At 52.6% G+C, this 19,624-nt stretch carries 15 protein-coding genes; 5 read left to right on the top strand and 10 right to left on the bottom strand.

The window, feature by feature from the left end:
* Positions 1-34: 34 nt before the first annotated feature.
* The 6 genes from J2125_RS19385 to serC all read right to left on the bottom strand — a co-directional run bounded on the left by J2125_RS19385 (position 35) and on the right by serC (position 8,168).
* Complete coding sequence (locus J2125_RS19385; protein WP_017802463.1) at positions 35-2,296, bottom strand: ComEC family protein; 2,262 nt, start codon at positions 2,294-2,296, stop codon at positions 35-37.
* A 204-nt stretch (positions 2,297-2,500) separates the two neighbouring features.
* Positions 2,501-2,785, bottom strand: coding sequence for an integration host factor subunit beta (ihfB, locus tag J2125_RS19380; protein WP_017802462.1), 285 nt, complete (start codon positions 2,783-2,785; stop codon positions 2,501-2,503).
* Positions 2,786-2,873: 88 nt separating this feature from the next.
* Positions 2,874-4,547 carry a 30S ribosomal protein S1 gene (gene rpsA, locus J2125_RS19375; RefSeq protein ID WP_017802461.1) on the bottom strand — a complete coding sequence of 558 codons (1,674 nt, stop codon included), beginning with the start codon at positions 4,545-4,547 and terminating at the stop codon, positions 2,874-2,876.
* A gap of 126 nt (positions 4,548-4,673) precedes the next feature.
* The gene (cmk, locus tag J2125_RS19370; protein WP_017802460.1) at positions 4,674-5,363 is read right to left on the bottom strand and encodes a (d)CMP kinase; all 690 of its coding nucleotides are present in this window, start codon (positions 5,361-5,363) and stop codon (positions 4,674-4,676) included.
* Between the two features lie 226 nt (positions 5,364-5,589).
* The gene (gene aroA, locus J2125_RS19365; protein WP_026111887.1) at positions 5,590-6,873 is read right to left on the bottom strand and encodes a 3-phosphoshikimate 1-carboxyvinyltransferase; all 1,284 of its coding nucleotides are present in this window, start codon (positions 6,871-6,873) and stop codon (positions 5,590-5,592) included.
* A 209-nt stretch (positions 6,874-7,082) separates the two neighbouring features.
* Positions 7,083-8,168, bottom strand: a complete 1,086-nt coding sequence (serC, locus tag J2125_RS19360) for a 3-phosphoserine/phosphohydroxythreonine transaminase (RefSeq protein WP_017802458.1) — start codon at positions 8,166-8,168, stop codon at positions 7,083-7,085.
* A 309-nt stretch (positions 8,169-8,477) separates the two neighbouring features.
* On the opposite strand from serC, the gene ycaO reads away from it, so the two are divergent.
* The 4 genes from ycaO (at position 8,478) to pflA (ending at position 14,767) form a co-directional block, all read left to right on the top strand.
* Positions 8,478-10,235: a 30S ribosomal protein S12 methylthiotransferase accessory factor YcaO gene (gene ycaO, locus J2125_RS19355; protein WP_017802457.1), complete on the top strand. Its 1,758-nt coding sequence runs from the start codon at positions 8,478-8,480 to the stop codon at positions 10,233-10,235.
* 389 nt (positions 10,236-10,624) lie between these two features.
* Entirely contained in the window at positions 10,625-11,488 is an 864-nt protein-coding gene (focA, locus tag J2125_RS19350; protein WP_017802455.1) for a formate transporter FocA, read from the top strand.
* A gap of 88 nt (positions 11,489-11,576) precedes the next feature.
* Complete coding sequence (pflB, locus tag J2125_RS19345) at positions 11,577-13,859, top strand: formate C-acetyltransferase (RefSeq protein ID WP_017802454.1); 2,283 nt, start codon at positions 11,577-11,579, stop codon at positions 13,857-13,859.
* A 167-nt stretch (positions 13,860-14,026) separates the two neighbouring features.
* Positions 14,027-14,767, top strand: coding sequence for a pyruvate formate lyase 1-activating protein (pflA, locus tag J2125_RS19340; RefSeq protein WP_017802453.1), 741 nt, complete (start codon positions 14,027-14,029; stop codon positions 14,765-14,767).
* A 29-nt stretch (positions 14,768-14,796) separates the two neighbouring features.
* Here the strand turns inward: pflA and J2125_RS19335 are convergent, their stop codons facing one another.
* Positions 14,797-15,948, bottom strand: coding sequence for an MFS transporter (locus J2125_RS19335; RefSeq protein ID WP_026111886.1), 1,152 nt, complete (start codon positions 15,946-15,948; stop codon positions 14,797-14,799).
* Between J2125_RS19335 and J2125_RS19330 the strand changes: the two genes are divergently transcribed.
* Complete coding sequence (locus tag J2125_RS19330) at positions 15,872-16,087, top strand: hypothetical protein (RefSeq protein WP_198510906.1); 216 nt, start codon at positions 15,872-15,874, stop codon at positions 16,085-16,087. The genes J2125_RS19335 and J2125_RS19330 overlap by 77 nt on opposite strands.
* A 172-nt stretch (positions 16,088-16,259) precedes the next feature.
* Here J2125_RS19330 and serS read toward each other — a convergent pair whose 3' ends face one another.
* The 3 genes from serS to lolA all read right to left on the bottom strand — a co-directional run bounded on the left by serS (position 16,260) and on the right by lolA (position 19,618).
* Positions 16,260-17,552: a serine--tRNA ligase gene (gene serS, locus J2125_RS19325; protein ID WP_017802451.1), complete on the bottom strand. Its 1,293-nt coding sequence runs from the start codon at positions 17,550-17,552 to the stop codon at positions 16,260-16,262.
* 103 nt (positions 17,553-17,655) lie between these two features.
* Positions 17,656-18,999 carry a replication-associated recombination protein A gene (locus tag J2125_RS19320; RefSeq protein WP_017802450.1) on the bottom strand — a complete coding sequence of 448 codons (1,344 nt, stop codon included), beginning with the start codon at positions 18,997-18,999 and terminating at the stop codon, positions 17,656-17,658.
* Positions 19,000-19,006: 7 nt separating this feature from the next.
* Positions 19,007-19,618, bottom strand: a complete 612-nt coding sequence (gene lolA / locus J2125_RS19315; protein WP_017802449.1) for an outer membrane lipoprotein periplasmic chaperone LolA — start codon at positions 19,616-19,618, stop codon at positions 19,007-19,009.
* Between the last annotated feature and the right edge of the window lie 6 nt (positions 19,619-19,624).

The following is a 19,624-nucleotide window of genomic DNA, read 5'->3' as shown; positions in this document are numbered from 1 at the left end:
ATATAACCAGCTTGAGATGAAGTAGCCGCTCATTCTACCTGGATTCCCTGGGTACGCCAAACCACTGATGGTACCAACGGGGCAATATTTGCTCTCTTAACCCTGTTACCTGCCAGTTTTCGCTGCTAAATTGTACACTCAGCTGTCCGGAAAGCGCGGTGTCATGCCATTGATAGCCATTATCCTGATAGCGCTGAATAATTTGTTTTGCAGGTAAACGCCAGCTGTTAAAACGCGCCACCGAAGCCAGCGCCGCCGTTCCCTGCACATGACGTAACAGCAGCGCGGTCGACGAGGTGCTGCTGCCATGATGCGGCACCTGAATAATATCGGCGCGTAAGGCTGCCTGATAGCGCGCCACTAACGCTCTTTCAGACGGGGCTTCGAGGTCACCGGTCAGCAATACGCGATAACGGCCATCATCGACCATCACTACGCAGGAATCGTTATTAGCGCCGCGCTGATTGCCTGCTGCAGGCCATAACACCTGAAAATTGAGCTGCTGCCATTGCCAGCGTTCCCCCTGATAACAGGGCAAATGCCCGCTCATCGCCAGCGCACTTCTTACCGTCAGTTGCGGCCAGGCTCGCTGTAAACTCTCCAGTCCGCCAATATGGTCAAGATGGGCGTGGCTGATAATAATCTGCTGCGGTTCAATCCCCTGCCAGCGCAGCCAGGGGGCAATTATCCTCTCCCCTGTATCACCGCCGGGCCAGCGATTACCGGTATCATAAATCACCGCTTTGCCCTCACGCGAAATCACCACCGCTAAACCATGACCAACATCAAGCATATCGATTCGCCAGTCGGGCGCAGGCAGGCTTTGTCGCCAGTAAACCAGCGTCACCACCAGGCTGATAACCGTCACCGGTGAGGAGCGCCACCAGTCAAAACGCCATACCAGCAGCAGCAGCCAGCACAACAGACAACTTAGCGCCCCCGCTTCGCTGAGCATCAGCCAGCCATCCGGTAGTAACTGTAAGCTGTTGATCACCAGCGCCAGTGACCGGTCCACCAGCCACCACAGTGGCTGACTGAGAAAACTGACGGGGATCAGCAGGCTGAGCAGGATTAAGGGCACGCTGACCAGTGAGACCACCGGCACCGCAATCAGGTTGGCCACTAACGCGCTGACACTGACGCCATGAAACATATATGCCTGTACCGGCATTAACAACAACATCATACCGAGCTGCAAATGGAGTAACTGCAACAGCAACCAGCGCCGCTGTGTGCTGAAACGCGCAGGCAACGGAAACCAGTGATACCAGAGTAACAGCGCCGCTACCGCCAGTGCGGAAAGCCAGAAACTGTCGGAGAGAATGGTCAGTGGATCAAAAAACAGGATCACCGCAACGCACAGGCTCCATACCTGCCAGCCACTACAGCGCAATCCTGACAGACGCAGCAAGCCCCACAGCGTTAACGCCAGCATGGCGCGAACGGCAGGCGGATTGGCGCCGGACAGCCAGCCATACAATAGCGCCACCAGCAGGCTGATAAACAAAGGAAAGCGATACCCTATCCAGTGAGCCGGGAAAAAGAACTGCACGCCGCGCGCCAGCAGCCAGCCGAACAGCGCCGCCAGACCGATATGCATACCGGAGATCGCCATCAGATGCGCTGTGCCGGTCTGACGGAGCAACAAAGTAATATCTGCTGGCATCCCGCCACGTTCACCAAAAGCCAGCGCACTGATTACTGCCTGCCAGGGGAGTTGCTGATATTCAGGCTGTTTAACGGCGATAATTTGTTGCCGCCAGCTGCAATTCTGCTCCAGTGGCTCGGCAGCTAAAATTCGGCCATTGAGCGGGCTATGATTTGCCAGCGCCTGGCGTTGCAGATCGAAATCGCCCTGATTAAGCCTGGCATGGACTGGCCTTAAGTTCAGCGTCATCTGCCAGCGCTGTCCGGCACAGGCGCCGTCTGCCCAGCCCGCGCCATTAAGCGTGACGTATAACGGCGGAAACACTGGCCGCTGTTCCACAGCCAGTAACCGCACTCTGAGCCGCTGCCCTTCTCCGCTGACCTGTTCAATCAGCACTTCGGCTGCCACCGGGATCGTGCTGAGGCGGGTGATTTGATTAAGCGTCTGCTGCCCGGCAAAGCAACACCAGATAAACAGCAGCAATAACAGCGCCAGAGACTTAGCGTGACGCCAGCGGGCCATCAGCAAAATTAGCGCCAGTATGCCCAGCAAGGACAGCTGCTGCTGACTGGGTAAAGCTGGCAGAAAACAGAGAGGTAATGCCGCGCAGATGATCATCCATGAGAGCTGTGTAACAGAGGTTGCCATAACCACTCCTTGTTAGCCTTGGCAACAAGTGTGGCGTAAGTGAATGCCTGGCGCAGCAGCAGATCAGACGAAATGGGAACTGGCTTCCGCGCAATACATCAGGGGTGCAGAGAACAACAAAAGGTTGTGCGCAAGTGCGCAGAATACGGCAAAAAAAAAACGACACCCGAAAGTGTCGTTTTATGGTTTCCGCTTCGCGGCTGCTTAACCGTAGATATTTGCGCGATCGCGCAACTCTTTACCTGGCTTGAAGTGAGGAACGTATTTACCTTCCAGATCCACTTTGTCACCCGTTTTCGGGTTACGGCCAGTACGAGGTGCACGGTAGTGCAAAGAAAAGCTGCCGAATCCCCGGATTTCGATGCGCTCGCCTTCAGCCAGTGTAGTGGCCATATGCTCAAGCATCTCTTTAACCGCATCCTCAACGACTTTCGCCGGAATATGAGACTGTTGGCCTGCAAGTCTTTCGATCAGTTCTGACTTGGTCATAAATCCTCCGGTTAATCCCTAATGGAAAAGGTTTTGACAGCTTACTACAGAATTCGGGTAACTTGCGCTACCCGAATTCACAGGACGATTACTCGCCTTTAGCAGCTTTGAACGCTTCAGCCATAGCGTTAGAGAAGTTACCTTCTTCCTGTTTGGTGTTAACAGTAGCGATAGCTTCTTTCTCGTCAGCCTGGTCTTTCGCACGAACAGACAGGCTAACAACGCGGTTTTTACGGTCAACACCGGTGAATTTAGCTTCAACATCGTCGCCAACATTCAGAACCAGAGTTGCGTCTTCTACGCGGTCAACTGAAGCTTCAGAAGCACGCAGGTAGCCTTCAACGCCGTCTGCTAATTCAACTGTAGCACCTTTAGCGTCAACTGCAGTCACTTTACCGTTAACAATAGTACCTTTCTTATTCAGAGAGATATAGTTGTTGAACGGGTCTTCTGCCAGCTGCTTAACGCCCAGGGAGATACGCTCGCGCTCTGCGTCAACCTGCAGAACCACAGCAGCGATTTCGTCGCCTTTCTTGTATTCACGAACGGCTTCTTCTCCGGTAGCGTTCCAGGAGATGTCAGACAGGTGAACCAGGCCGTCGATGCCGCCGTCCAGGCCGATGAAGATACCGAAGTCAGTGATTGACTTGATTTTACCTTCAACACGGTCGCCCTTGTTGTGGGTTTCCGCAAACAGCTGCCATGGGTTAGATTTACACTGCTTCAGACCCAGGGAGATACGACGACGTTCTTCGTCGATATCCAGAACCATAACTTCCACAACATCACCAACGTTAACAACTTTGGATGGGTGGATGTTTTTGTTGGTCCAGTCCATTTCTGAAACGTGAACCAGACCTTCAACGCCTTCTTCGATCTCAACGAAGCAGCCGTAGTCAGTCAGGTTGGTCACGCGACCAGTCAGCTTAGTGCCTTCCGGATAACGCTTAGCGATAGCAACCCATGGATCTTCGCCCAGCTGCTTCAGACCCAGAGAAACACGGGTACGCTCGCGGTCGAATTTCAGTACTTTGACATTGATTTCATCGCCAACATTGACGATTTCGCTTGGATGCTTAACGCGTTTCCATGCCATGTCAGTGATGTGCAGCAGGCCGTCAACGCCGCCCAGATCAACGAATGCACCGTAGTCAGTGAGGTTCTTAACGATACCTTTAACTTCCATGCCTTCCTGCAGGTTTTCCAGCAGCTGATCGCGCTCTGCGCTGTTTTCGGATTCGATAACCGCACGACGTGAAACCACCACGTTATTACGTTTCTGATCCAGCTTGATTACTTTGAATTCAAGCTCTTTGCCTTCCAGGTGCAGCGTATCGCGCACTGGACGAACATCAACCAGTGAACCTGGCAGGAACGCACGAATACCGTTCAGCTCAACTGTGAAGCCACCTTTCACTTTGCCGTTGATAACACCGGTAACAGTTTCAGCATCTTCGTAAGCTTTTTCCAGCGTGATCCATGCTTCGTGACGTTTAGCTTTCTCACGAGACAGCAGGGTTTCACCGAAGCCGTCTTCTACTGCGTCCAGCGCAACGTCAACTTCGTCACCCACCTGGATTTCCAGTTCGCCGGCTGCGTTCTTGAACTGCTCTGCAGGAATTGCAGATTCAGATTTCAGACCCGCATCAACCAGCACGATGTCTTTGTCGATAGAGACAACAACACCACGAACGATGGAACCCGGACGGGTTTCGATTTCTTTCAGGGATTCTTCAAATAGTTGAGCAAAAGATTCAGTCATATTGATAATCTTATGGATTCTTCAATTTAACGTCCATCTGACGTCCTGCCGGATGGGGTTGTTTCACATGCCCCATGACGTCCATATCACAGGGTTAAGGGATCTTGTTCTGCGCGATTAACCGAATCAGTTATCGGGTAACGCCAGTTTTTCGCGGGCATAGTGTAACGCTTTTTCAATCACTTGCTCAATGGTCATACTGGTGGAATCCAGTACCAGAGCATCTTTAGCCGGGACTAAAGGCGCAATTGCCCGGTTACGATCGCGATCGTCACGCTCTTTTATCTCAGATAAAAGGCGCTCAAAGTTAACACTAAAGCCCTTCTCCTGCAACTGTAGCATACGGCGGTGCGCGCGCTCTTCAGAGCTGGCGTCGAGAAAAATTTTCACCGGCGCATCAACAAATACCACCGTGCCCATATCGCGTCCGTCAGCGATTAAACCTGGCGCTTCCCGGAAGGCGCGCTGGCGGCGCAACAGCGCTTCACGCACGCGTGGAAACGCGGCGACTTTTGAAGCGGTGTTACTGACATCCTGCGTACGGATCTCCGAAGTAACATCTTCGCCTTCAAGGATCACTTCAAGTTCACCATCGGTGGAAATGAAGCGCACATCCAGATGGGCGGCAATCGGAACCAGCGCTTCTTCAGACGCAATATCAACCTGATGATGCAGTGCCGCTAGCGCGAGTACGCGATAAATTGCGCCAGAATCCAGCAGATGCCACTGCAGTGCTTCAGCCATCGCTTTACAAAGCGTGCCTTTACCCGCACCACTTGGCCCATCAATGGTGATAACCGGGGCTAATGCCGTCATCTCTCTCTCCTGTTGCTGGAATTTCCGTGGCTGTCTGCACGTCAGACAAATATCGCCGCGCATTATACGCTGCAATAACCGCGATCGTTACCCCAAAGCATAGACTTGAGCAAAATAAACAGCAGATTCAGAACAGTCAGTGCAACGGTAGCGGCAAAACGGAGAGAAAATTCCCTCATCGCCGATCAGGACGACGAGGTTTTTATCTTTCAGACTATCGTTGAGTTTAGGCCAGCTGGCTGATGCGCGCCAGCTGCTCAAAGTAATCAGGGAAGGTTTTAGCTGTGCATTTTGGATCGAGGATGGTCACTGCGGTAGAGGACAACGCCACCAGCGAGAAACACATCGCCATGCGGTGATCGTTATATGTACCAATCTCGGCATAATTAATGGATGCAGGCGGCGTAATACGAATATAGTCATGCCCCTCTTCCACTTCCGCACCGACTTTACGCAGCTCAGTCGCCATCGCCGCCAGACGGTCAGTCTCTTTAACGCGCCAGTTGTAGATATTACGCATCACCGTGGTGCCCTGCGCGAACAGTGCCGTAGTGGCAATGGTCATCGCAGCGTCGGGAATATGGTTCATATCGAGATCGATGGCGTTCAGTTCGCCACGCGTACAAGCGATAAAATCATCGCCCCACTCAACAGTTGCCCCCATCTTCTCCAGCACATCAGCAAAACGGATATCGCCCTGCATGCTGTTGCGGCCAATACCGGTCACCCGCACGGTGCCGCCTTTGATCGCCGCAGCGGCGAGGAAATAGGAGGCGGAAGAAGCATCGCCTTCGACCAGGTAGTCACCCGGCGACTGGTACTGCTGGCTGCCACGAATATCGAAGCTGGCATAGCCATTGTTTTCCACCACGACGCCAAAGGTTTTCATCAGATTGAGGGTGATATCGATATAGGGTTTCGATACCAGCTCCCCTTTGATCACAATGCGCGTATCCTGGCTTGCCAGCGGCGCAGTCATCAACAGCGCGGTCAGAAACTGGCTGGAGACGCTACCATCCACCGCCACTTCGCCCCCCACAAAACCGCCTTTGATATGCACTGGCGGGTAATCCTGCAGCTCCAGATAGTCAACCTGAGCGCCGCCCTGACGCAGGGCATCCACCAGATGACCAATCGGACGCTCTTTCATCCGCGGTTCGCCGGTCAGCACGATATCGTTACTGCCCAGACAGAGAGCGGCGGCCAGCGGACGCATCGCGGTGCCGGCGTTACCGAGGAACAGCTCAAGCGCTTTATCCGCATGCAGTGGCCCGCCACGACCGACAACTTCACACTGGGTACGATCGGCAGAAAGCGTATAGCTGACACCTAACGCGCTCAGAGCATTAAGCATATGTTTAACGTCATCGCTATCCAGCAGATTGGTTAAACGCGTGGTGCCGTTGGCCAGCGCAGCCAGTAACAGCGCGCGGTTAGAGACGCTTTTTGAGCCCGGTAAATTAACGGTGCCGTCGACGCGAGCGATGGGTTGTAACGTCAGGGATTCCAGCATGCGAAACCTATTCTCCATAAAACAATTGCAATGAAACCCCACCGGCTGGTGAGGTTTCAGTATTAAGTAATGACGGAATAATTACCCTAAATAATTCGAGTCGCAGGAAGGCGGCAAGCCCGTGAATCCCCGGGAGCATAGATAACTATGTGACCGGGGTGAACGGGCGCAGCCAACGCATCTGCGGGTCGAAGTATGACGGGTAATTAACCGTGGCGGCGCTCGAAGTCGACCATAAAGTCGGTCAGGGCCTTCACCCCTTCAAGTGGCATCGCATTGTAGATGGAAGCACGCATGCCGCCAACCACACGATGGCCTTTCAGCGCATGCAGACCGGCAGCGAATGACGCTTCCAGGAAGGCTTTATCCAGTGCTGAATCCGCTAACTGGAACGGCACATTCATACGGGAACGGTTCGCCAGCGCCACGCCATTGCGGTAGAAATCGCTGCTGTCGATCACGCCATACAGCAGATCGGCTTTCGCCTGGTTCAGTTTATCGATTTCGCTGACGCCGCCTTGCTCTTTCAGCCACTTAAACACCAGACCAGAAAGGTACCAGGCAAAGGTCGGTGGCGTATTGAACATTGAGTCATTTTCCGCCAGCACTTTGTAATCGAGAATCGAAGGCAGTTCCTGACGCGCTTTGCCGAGCAGATCGTCACGCACAATCACCAGCGTCAGGCCGGCCGGACCGACGTTTTTCTGCGCGCCGGCGTAAATCACGCCGTAGCGGCTGACGTCAATCGGTCGGGAAAGGATGGTGGAAGATAAATCGGCTACCACCACTCTGTCGCCAAAGTCCGGCTCTTCATTGATCGCCAGGCCATCAATGGTTTCATTCGGGCAGAAGTGAACATAGGCCGCATCATCACTGAGCGCCCAGCTGCTCATTGGCGTAATGGCGCTTAACCCATCAATGGTGGTTTTGGCATCAATCACATTAGGGGTGCAATATTTTTGCGCCTCTTTAACTGCACTATGCGCCCAGTAGCCGCCATCAACATAATCAGCGGTTTTAGCCTGTCCCAGCAGATTTAACGGCACCGCCGCAAATTGCGCGCGCGCGCCGCCGTGACAGAATAAAACTTTATAGTTGGAGGGGATTTTCAGCAGATCGCGCAGATCCTGTTCCGCATCCTCTGCGACCTTAATAAACTCTTTACTACGATGACTAATCTCCATTACGGAGGTGCCCAGGCCCTGCCAGTTACACAGTTCCTGCTCTGCACGACGAAGCACTTCTACCGGCAACATTGCCGGGCCGGAGCTAAAATTGAAAACCTGAGTCATTTCCCCTCACCACTGTCATATCTATCGGTTATGAATCTGCTATCGGTTTTATCACTGCGTCCCTGATGCTGCAATCATTTATCCGACGCTGGTGCAGATTTCAGGGGATGCACCGCAACAGCTTGTAGGGTAATTGCAAACAACCACGCTATTTTGTGAGGCGCTTTCCCGCTTCATCTTTTTGTCACGCAACATGATCACAAATAATGGCAGGATACAGCGCAGGAAATTATCGCCGCCGCATAGCGATTAGGGGACAAAACCCGTATCATTGCGCGCTTTACGCACAATCAATAAATAGTGGGCAACATGACTCAAACTTATATTCCTGGCAAAGACGCCGCGCTGGAAGATTCCATCGCACGCTTTCAGCAAAAACTACAGGATCTGGGCTTCAATATTGAAGAAGCGTCCTGGCTGAATCCTGTCCCGCACGTCTGGTCAGTACACATTCGCGACCGCGATTGCCCACTCTGCTTCACCAACGGTAAAGGCGCCAGCAAAAAAGCGGCGCTGGCTTCTGCGCTGGGCGAATACTTTGAACGTCTGTCGACCAACTATTTCTTCGCCGATTTCTGGTTAGGCGACACCATCGGCAATGGTGATTTTGTCCACTATCCTGATGAAAAATGGTTCCCGCTGCCGGAAGATGAGAGCCTGCCGGAAGGGATTCTCGACGCCCGGCTGCGTAAATTCTACGATCCGGAAAATGAGCTGAGCGCCAGCGAACTGATTGATCTGCAGTCCGGCAATGCCGAACGCGGAATCTGCGCCCTGCCGTTTACCCGCCAGTCAGACAATCAAACCGTCTATATCCCGATGAATATTATCGGTAACCTGTATGTTTCCAACGGCATGTCAGCGGGCAACACCGCTAACGAAGCGCGTGTGCAGGGCTTGTCGGAAGTGTTCGAGCGTTACATTAAAAACCGCATTATCGCTGAATCGATCAGTCTGCCGGAAATCCCGCAAGAGGTGCTGAACCGTTACCCTGGCGTGGTTGAAGCCATCGCGCGTCTGGAAGCGGAAGGTTTCCCGATCCTCTCTTACGATGCCTCACTGGGGGGTAAATACCCGGTAATCTGCGTAGTACTGTTCAACCCGGCAAACGGCACCTGCTTCGCCTCTTTCGGCGCGCATCCTGATTTCGGTGTCGCCCTTGAGCGTACCGTTACCGAGCTGCTGCAGGGCCGCGGTCTGAAAGATCTCGATGTCTTTACGCCGCCGACCTTCGATGACGAAGAAGTGGCGGAGCACGCCAACCTCGAAACCCACTTTATCGATTCCAGCGGTCTGATCTCATGGGATATGTTTAAAGATGACGCAGACTATCCGTTTGCCGACTGGCGTTTTGAAGGCACCACCGAAGAGGAGTTCGCGACCCTGATGGCGATCTTCCAGGCGGAAGATAAAGAAGTTTATATCGCCGACTATCAGCATCTCGACGTCTATGCCTGCCGCATCCTGGTGCCTGGCATGTCCGATATCTATCCGGCGGAAGATCTGCTGCTGGCCAACAACAGCATGGGCGCTTATCTGCGTGAAACCGTGCTGTCGTTACCGGGCAGCCAGTGGGACAAAGAAGATTATCTGGCAATGATCGCTCAGCTGGACGAAGACGGCCATGATGACTTTACTCGCGTGCGTGAGCTGCTGGGTATTGCAACCGGCAAAGATAACGGCTGGTATACGTTACGTATTGGCGAGCTGAAAGCGATGCTGGCGCTGGCCGGTGGCGATCTTGATCAGGCGCTGATCTGGACCGAGTGGACCATGGAATTCAACAGTTCCGTCGTCAGCGCAGAGCGCGCCAACTACTACCGCTGCCTGCAAACCCTGCTGTTGCTGGCGCAGGAAGAGGGCCGCGATCCACTGCAATATCACAACGCCTTTGTGCGTATGTACGGCAGCGATGCAGTTGAAGCGGCTTCTGCCGCCATCAGCGGTGAGTCACCGTTCTACGGTCTGCAAGCCTCAGACAGCGATCTGGCGGCGTTCCCGGCGCATCAGTCACTGCTGGCCGCTTACGAGAAATTGCAGCGCGCTAAACGCCAGTACTGGAAATAATCTGGCCGGGCTATTTCAGCCAGTATTCTGGTCTGAAATAGCCTTTTTCCCACGTGGAATCCGTTAAATTTACTGGTTTAAAACTACATCTGAAAATTAAAAGTGAATAAATAGTCATCATCTGACGCCTGATTTCCTGAAAGATGCAATTTTATATAAATTCCTGCCTGTAATACCCTCTGCTGACTTTAACAAAACGTGTGTTTTTAAACTTTTATTGTACATTTTAAAATATTTTTTCTTAATTAAAAACAACAACATAAACAAAAAGACCTTGTCTGTTATCAGGTTAAAGGCCTCTGCCTTCAGTCCTAATATGATCCATATCAATTTGTCCCCTATACTCCTTTGTTAGTATTCAGTTGCTGACAAATTTCAGGAGAACGTTAGTGAAAGCTGACAATCCATTCGATCTATTATTACCGGCCGCGATGGCGAAAGTCGCTGAAGAGGCTGGTGTATATAAAGCAACAAAACATCCCTTAACCACATTCTTTCTGGCGATCACTGCTGGTGTGTTTATTTCCATCGCCTTTGTCTTCTATATCACCGCCACCACCGGCACTGGCGCAGTACCTTATGGTCTGGCCAAACTGGTTGGCGGCATCTGCTTCTCGCTCGGTTTAATGCTGGTTGTGGTCTGCGGCGCTGACCTGTTTACCTCTACCGTATTGATCGTGGTAGCCAAAGCCAGCGGTCGTATCACCTGGGGGCAGCTGGCGCGCAACTGGATTAACGTCTATTTCGGTAACCTGATTGGCGCCCTGTTCTTTGTCGGTCTGATCTGGTTCTCCGGCGAACATATGGTGGCAAACGGCGCATGGGGGCTGAATGTATTACAAACCGCCGACCATAAAATGCACCATAGCTTTATTGAAGCCGTCTGCCTCGGTACGCTGGCAAATCTGATGGTATGTATGGCGGTCTGGATGAGTTACTCCGGCCGCACACTGACCGACAAAATGCTGGCAATGGTTCTGCCGGTCGCCATGTTCGTTGCCAGCGGCTTTGAACACAGCATCGCTAATATGTTTATGATTCCGATGGCTATTGTTATCCGCGATTTCGCCTCGGCTGAATTCTGGCAGGCGGCTGGCACCACCGCTGAACACTTCTCCAGCCTGAGCGTCAGCAACTTTATTGTTGATAATCTGATTCCGGTGACCATCGGCAATATCATCGGCGGCGGTGTGATGGTCGGCTTAACCTATTGGGTAATTTATCTGCGCAGCGGTGACCAGCATCAGAACTAGTTATCGCTGCTGAATACGAATTTTGAACCGGTCGCGTATTGACCCGATCGGATCCGAGAAAGAACTCCACAAATAAGGTAGGTATCAAATGACCGAGCTTAATAACAAACTGGCCGCAGGCTGGGAAACCTTCGCCGCAGGCGAATGGCAGAATAGCGTTAACGTCCGCGACTTTATCCAGAAAAACTATACGCCGTATGAAGGTGACGAGTCTTTCCTGGCTGGTGCGACCGACGCGACAACCGCTCTGTGGGACAATGTTCTGGAAGGCATCAAAATCGAAAACCGCACGCATGCGCCGGTTGATTTTGATACCGACCTTGCTTCAACCATCACTTCTCACGATGCCGGTTATATTAATAAAAACCTGGAAAAAATCGTTGGTCTGCAAACTGAAGCGCCACTGAAACGCGCACTGATTCCGTTTGGCGGCATCAAAATGGTGGAAAGCTCCTGTAAAGTTTATGGCCGTGAGCTGGATCCATCACTGAAAAAAGTGTTTACCGAATACCGCAAAACGCATAACCAGGGTGTATTTGATGTTTATACCCCGGATATTCTGCGCTGCCGTAAATCCGGTATCCTGACCGGTTTACCGGATGCTTATGGTCGTGGTCGTATTATCGGTGACTATCGTCGTGTTGCCCTGTACGGCATCGACTTCCTGATGAAAGATAAGTTTGCGCAGTTCACTTCACTGCAAAACGATCTGGAAAATGGCGTTAACCTCGAAGCCACTATCCGTCTGCGTGAAGAGATTGCCGATCAGCATCATGCGCTGGCGCAGATTAAAGAGATGGCGGCTAAATATGGCTGCGATATCTCTGGGCCGGCCACCAGCGCACAGGAAGCAGTACAGTGGACCTACTTCGGCTATCTGGCGGCGGTAAAATCACAGAACGGTGCGGCAATGTCCTTCGGACGCGTCTCCACCTTCCTTGATATCTATTTCGAACGTGACCTGAAAGCGGGCAAAATCACCGAGCAGGACGCACAGGAACTGATCGATCACCTGGTAATGAAACTGCGTATGGTGCGCTTCCTGCGTACCCCTGAGTATGATGAGCTGTTCTCTGGCGACCCAATCTGGGCTACCGAGTCTCTGGCGGGCATGGGTGTGGATGGTCGTACGCTGGTATCAAAAAGCAGCTTCCGCTTCCTGAATACTCTGTACACCATGGGTCCATCACCTGAACCCAATATGACCATTCTGTGGTCGGAAAAACTGCCGCTGAATTTCAAAAAATATGCGGCGAAAGTCTCTATCGATACCTCATCTCTGCAGTATGAGAATGATGACCTGATGCGTCCGGACTTCGATAACGATGACTACGCCATTGCCTGCTGCGTCAGCCCAATGCTGGTCGGTAAGCAAATGCAGTTCTTCGGCGCGCGTGCTAACCTGGCGAAAACCATGCTGTATGCGATTAACGGCGGCATGGATGAAAAAATGAAAATTCAGGTTGGCCCGAAAGAAGCGCCAATTATGGATGACGTGCTGGACTTCGATACCGTGATGAGCCGTATGGATCACTTTATGGACTGGCTGGCAAAACAGTATGTGACCGCGCTGAACGTGATCCATTACATGCACGATAAATACAGCTACGAAGCTTCACTGATGGCACTGCATGACCGTGATGTGTATCGCACCATGGCCTGTGGTATCGCCGGTCTCTCCGTGGCGGCTGACTCACTGTCAGCGATTAAATACGCTAAAGTGAAACCAGTGCGTGATGCGGATGGTATGGCGATTGATTTCGAAATCGAAGGTGAATATCCGCAGTTCGGTAACAATGACGCACGTGTTGATGACCTGGCCTGTGATCTGGTTGAACGCTTTATGAAGAAAATTCAGAAGCTGCAAACCTACCGTGATGCGGTGCCAACTCAGTCTGTGCTGACCATTACCTCGAATGTGGTATATGGTAAGAAAACCGGTAACACCCCAGATGGCCGCCGTGCTGGTGCACCATTCGGACCTGGTGCTAACCCAATGCATGGCCGTGACCAGAAAGGCGCTGTCGCTTCACTGACTTCAGTGGCGAAACTGCCGTTTGCCTACGCGAAAGATGGTATCTCTTACACCTTCTCTATCGTGCCAAACGCTTTAGGTAAAGATGACGATGTGCGTAAAACCAACCTTGCCGGTCTGATGGATGGTTATTTCCATCATGAATCGAGCATCGAAGGTGGTCAGCACCTCAACGTCAACGTCATGAACCGTGAAATGTTGCTGGATGCGATGGATCATCCGGAAAAATATCCGCAGCTGACCATCCGTGTCTCTGGCTATGCGGTACGTTTCAACTCGCTGACTAAAGAACAGCAGCAGGACGTGATTACACGTACCTTTACCAAATCGCTGTAAGTTAATCTGCACCCGCAAAAGGCTCCGTCGCAGGAGCCTTTTCACCACCAGCCTGCTTTGCCAGCGATCTACAGTTAAGGTATCTGGCAAAACAGACTTATCTAACGCAGCAATATAAAGACTGCGTCACCTGCAACCAGCAGGTTTACCATGGAGAACTCATCGCAATGTCAGCTATCGGACGTATCCACTCATTCGAATCCTGCGGAACCGTTGACGGTCCCGGCATCCGTTTTATCACCTTTTTCCAGGGCTGCCTGATGCGCTGCCTTTACTGCCATAATCGCGATACCTGGGACACGCATGCCGGTAAACAGATTACGGTGGAAGAGCTGATGGCCGACGTGGTTTCCTACCGCCACTTTATGAATGCATCCGGCGGCGGCGTGACCGCTTCCGGTGGCGAAGCGATTCTGCAGGCCGAGTTTGTGCGTGACTGGTTCCGCGCCTGCCATGCCGAAGGCATCCACACCTGCCTTGATACCAACGGTTTTGTGCGTCGCTACGATCCGGTGATCGATGAACTGCTGGATGTAACGGATTTAGTGATGCTGGATCTGAAACAGATGAATGATGATATTCATCAGAATCTGGTTGGCGTCTCGAATCACCGTACGCTGGACTTTGCACGTTATCTGGCGAAGCGCGGCATCCGTACCTGGATCCGTTATGTGGTGGTGCCAGGCTATTCCGATGATGATGATTCAGCGCATAAGCTGGGTGAATTTACCCGCGATATGGGCAACGTCGAGAAGATTGAACTGCTGCCTTACCATGAGCTGGGCAAGCATAAATGGATTGCGATGGGTGAAGAGTACAAACTGGATGGGGTAAAACCGCCGAAAGCCGACACCATGGATCGGGTCAAACATATTCTTGAAGGCTACGGTCATAAGGTGATGTATTAAGCCAGGCGGCGTTTTCGCCGCCTGCGCTATCAGGCATGTGCAATTGGCGTTGCATGCTGATCGGCTTTGCGCAACAGCATTACCAGATACACCAGCGCCACCACTGCAATCATCACAAACAGCAAATTATCTGAGTAGTGCTGCATCAGCAATGAAGTCATACTTGGCCCCGCCAGACTACCGATGGTATAGCTCAGCAGCAGAGCCTGATTCATCGCCACTAACTCATGGTGCGAAACGGTTTCACAAGCCCACGACATCGCCACAGGGTACAACGTAAAACCAGCACAGCCCAGCACAAATAGCGCCGGCGCCATGGCCGCATCGCTAAGCATAGCGATGGAGCCAACAATCATCACAAATACCTGCACACGTAACACCAGCAGACGGCCAAAACGATCCGCAAGACGCCCTACCGGCCACTGTCCGACAATACCGGCACTCACCAGCAGCGCCATCCAGTAGCCCACCGAAGCATCACTCATTCCCTGATGGGAAAGGTATAGCGGCATCAGGCCGTACAACGAGCCCAGCACCACGCCGGAGATAATACAACCGTGAATACCCAGACGTGCATTACGACGGCGCAGCATCGGCCACATACGGCCTGGCGCTGCCTCTTCATCATTACCCTGTGCCGTAACTTTGGTAAATACCAGTGGCAGAATGCCGGCCATTACCACCGCCGTTACCCACGGCAGAACGCTCATCAGTTCGGTGGAGACTTTACTGACCAGCAGTTGACCGATCACGGTACCGAGGTAATAAACCATCATATAGGCGGCCAGCAGTTGTCCACGATTGCGGACGGTGCCGCTGCACATCAGCGCACTCTCCACTACCACCCAAATCAGCGCGCAGCCCATTCCGGCGGCGAAACGTCCCAGGCTCCAGGCGAAGAATCCACTGCTCATCCCCAGCCAGACGGTCGCCAGCGCAAATACCAGCGTCGCCAGATAGTAGGTGTAGTTAAAGCCGAGACGTTTAATCAGCCAGCCCGCCAGCAGGGTGCCAAGCAGATTGCCAGTGAAATAGGATGAACTGACCAGTCCCACCTGCCAGGTAGGCAATCGATCGTGCGTTAACCATAGCGGAACTAAGGTATTGAGCACGGCAATTGAAACCGTCAATAACAGTAAGCCGCAGAGCAGCAAAATGACAGGGCGAGACCAGGTGGACATAGGGGCGAGTGCCAAAATAACAGAGAGATTTTGCGCGCATATTGCCATTACCAATATTAATGTCAACGCGCAAAAATCGACCGCCGCACGATTTGCCAGTGTCCGATTTATTTTTTTTATCTACAACAGCTTAGCGTGAAATGCGAAACCGTTCACAAATTGATTATCACTATGATTTTAATCATTTTTATAAATATTCCCCGCCAGAAGAACCATAATATTTTTTACTGGATATCCGGTGGCAAAAACGAAAAAAAACCGCCGAATGTTAATCGACGGTTTTTGTGGTTCAGTTCGAAGTATAAAGGGGATCAGCCGATAAATTCCAGTCCGCGCATATAAGGACGCAACACTTCCGGCACCTGAATACGACCATCAGCCTGCTGATAGTTTTCCAGCACCGCGACCAGCGCACGACCGACCGCCAGACCGGAACCGTTCAGCGTATGCACCAGACGGGTTTTCTTTTCGGTTTTGCTGCGGCAGCGTGCCTGCATGCGGCGCGCCTGGAAATCCCACATATTGGAGCAGGATGAAATTTCGCGATAGGTGTTCTGCGCCGGTAACCACACTTCCAGATCGTAAGTTTTGGTCGCGCCAAAGCCCATATCGCCACTGCACAGCAGCACTTTACGATATGGCAGATTCAGCAGCTGCAACACTTTTTCAGCGTGACCTACCAGCTCTTCCAGTGCCTGCATCGACTCTTCCGGACGGACAATATGCACCATCTCAACTTTATCGAACTGATGCTGACGGATCAGGCCACGGGTATCACGACCGTAAGATCCGGCTTCAGAGCGGAAACATGGCGTATGCGCGGTCAGCTTGATTGGCAGCGATTCTTCTTCCAGAATCTCATCACGCACCAGGTTAGTCAGTGGCACTTCAGAAGTAGGGATCAGCGCATAGCTGCTGCTGTCGGCTTCTTCTTCCAGCGGACGCGTATGGAACAGATCTTCGCCAAATTTCGGCAGCTGACCCGTTCCGTACAGAGACGCGTGGTTCACCAGATAAGGCACCACCGTTTCCTGATAGCCATGATGCTCAGTGTGCAGATCAAGCATAAACTGGCTTAACGCACGATGCAGATGGGCGATCTGCCCTTTCATCACCACAAAGCGTGAACCGGTCAGCTTAGCGCCCGCAGCAAAATCCAGCCCCTGCGCCAGTTCACCCAGATCGACATGGTCGCGCACCGGGAAATCGAACTGACGGGGCTCACCCCAGCGGCTGATCTCCTGGTTTTCAGTCTCATCTTTACCCAGTGGAACTTCATCCGCGGGCAGATTTGGCATGGTCAGCGCGTAATCGCGAATCTGATTCTGCAGTGCATCCAGCTCAGCGCTGGCTGCTGCCAGGCGTTCGCCAAGGAGGTTAACTTCCTGACGCAACGGCTCGATATCTTCCCCACGCGCTTTAGCCTGGCCGATGGATTTGGATCGGGAGTTACGCTCAGCCTGCAGAGTTTCAGTTTCGACCTGCAAGACTTTACGACGCTCTTCTAAGGCGCGCAGCGTGTCCACATCCAGGGCAAATCCCCGGCGTGCCAGTTTTTCAGCGACTGCGTCTGGCTCGTTACGCAGCAGATTGGGATCGAGCATGCTTATCCTGTGCTTATAGTGAGTGAGTTAATTATTGGAAAGACGTAGCCGCAGCTTCGGCGAATACGTTGAAATCATTACTAACCTTACCGCAACGTCTGAATTAGCGGTAGCGTTTTGTCGGGCTATTTTGATCCTGTTCAGTCAACCAGGCGAGCTTTTCAGCAATTTTGCCTTCGAGACCACGGGAAGTGGGCTGATAATAGCGTGTTTGTGCCATTTGTTGCGGGAAATAGTTCTCACCGGCGGCATAAGCATGGGCTTCATCGTGGGCATAACGATACTCGGCGCCCAGTCCCATCTCTTTCATCAGCTTAGTCGGCGCGTTACGCAGATGTTCCGGCACATCATAGTCAGGATTTTCGCGCGCATCACGCATCGCAGCTTTAAAGGCAGTATAGACCGCGTTACTTTTTGGCGCACAGGCCAGATAGACAATCGCCTGCGCAATGGCGCGTTCACCTTCCGCCGGGCCAACGCGGGTAAAACAGTCCCAGGCGGCAATCGCCACCTGCATACCGCGTGGATCGGCATTGCCAACATCCTCAGAAGCAATCGCCAGTAAACGGCGCGCCACATACAGCGGATCGCCACCGGCGGTAATAATGCGTGCATACCAGTAGAGCGCCGCATCGGGCGCGGATCCGCGCACCGATTTATGCAGCGCGGAGATCAAATCGTAATAACGATCGCCCTTATTATCGAAACGGGCGCTGCGCTCGCCGGAGACTTCACTCAGTAACTGCGGCGTCAGCTCGCGTTTACCCTGAGCGTTGGTCTCAGCCATATCGGCCATCATCTCAAGGGTATTCAACGCACGACGCGCATCGCCATTGACCAGTTCAGCGATCATATTGCGGGTGTTATCCGGCAGCACGATATTTTGCTGGCCATAGCCACGCTGGTCATCGTTCATCGCCTGATCCAGCACCTGCGCAATATCATCAGTGGTCAGCGATTTCAGCAGATAGACGCGGGCGCGCGACAACAGTGCGGAGTTAAGTTCAAACGACGGGTTTTCGGTGGTGGCGCCAATAAAGGTAATGGTGCCATCTTCAATATGCGGCAGGAACGCATCCTGCTGGCTTTTATTAAAGCGATGCACCTCATCGACAAACAGAATGGTGCGGCGACCGGCGTTACGGTTCTGACGCGCACGTTCAATGGCCTCGCGGATCTCTTTCACCCCGGAAGTCACGGCGGAAATACGCTCAACATCCGCATTACCGTAGTGCCCGATAATTTCCGCCAGTGTGGTTTTGCCTGTCCCCGGCGGTCCCCATAAAATCATCGAGTGCAGATGACCGGCCTCAATCGCCCGCGGCAACGGTTTTCCCGCCGCCAGCAGATGCTGCTGACCAATATATTGCGCCAGCGTCGCAGGCCGCATCCGCGCGGCCAGTGGCTGAAACTCGTTATGGGAAAAATCCAGAGACAGATTACTCACTCAGACCTCACTGACGCTGATCGTCAACCGTCACACCCTGAGGCGGTGTAAATGTAAATTTATCGGCGCTGATCGCCCCATTTTGCTGGCTTTTCAGGGTGTAGGCGCTGCGCTGGTCATCCTGTTCAATGGCGCTGAACTGATTGATGGTGCCATTCCCGGAGACGTTAATGGTGAACTGCTTCAGGTTACCGGCGGCGCTTTTCGGCGTCAGCTCAAAGGTATCGCCCTTCTGCTTAATATTGTATTGCTGCCAGTCGCTGGACTGGTTACGCGCAATCAGCATAAATGGCGTATTACTGGTGGCATCTTTCAGCCAGCTGGCGCTGACCTGCTCGACAAACGGGTTGTAGAACCACAGCGTTTTGCCGTCGGAGATCAGTACGCTTTCGTCCGGTGCGGTCATATGCCAGTTAAACAGGTCAGGACGCTGCACCCACAGTTCACCCTCACCGTCCTGCACCGAGGAGCCGGTGGCATCGGTCACTTTCTGGGTAAAGCTGGCGTGGAAGCTTTTAACTTTATCCAGACGTTGCTGCAAATCACTGGAAGCATCAGCCATTACACCCGCTGAAGTCAGTGCGGTCATCAGGCAGCAAGAGAGTAATAATTTTTTCATTAATAA

The organism is Winslowiella toletana, assembly GCF_017875465.1.
Classification (GTDB): domain Bacteria; phylum Pseudomonadota; class Gammaproteobacteria; order Enterobacterales; family Enterobacteriaceae; genus Erwinia; species Erwinia toletana.
The sequence above is the reverse complement of the archived record's forward strand: the minus strand, read 5'-3'. Positions and strand labels throughout refer to the sequence as shown.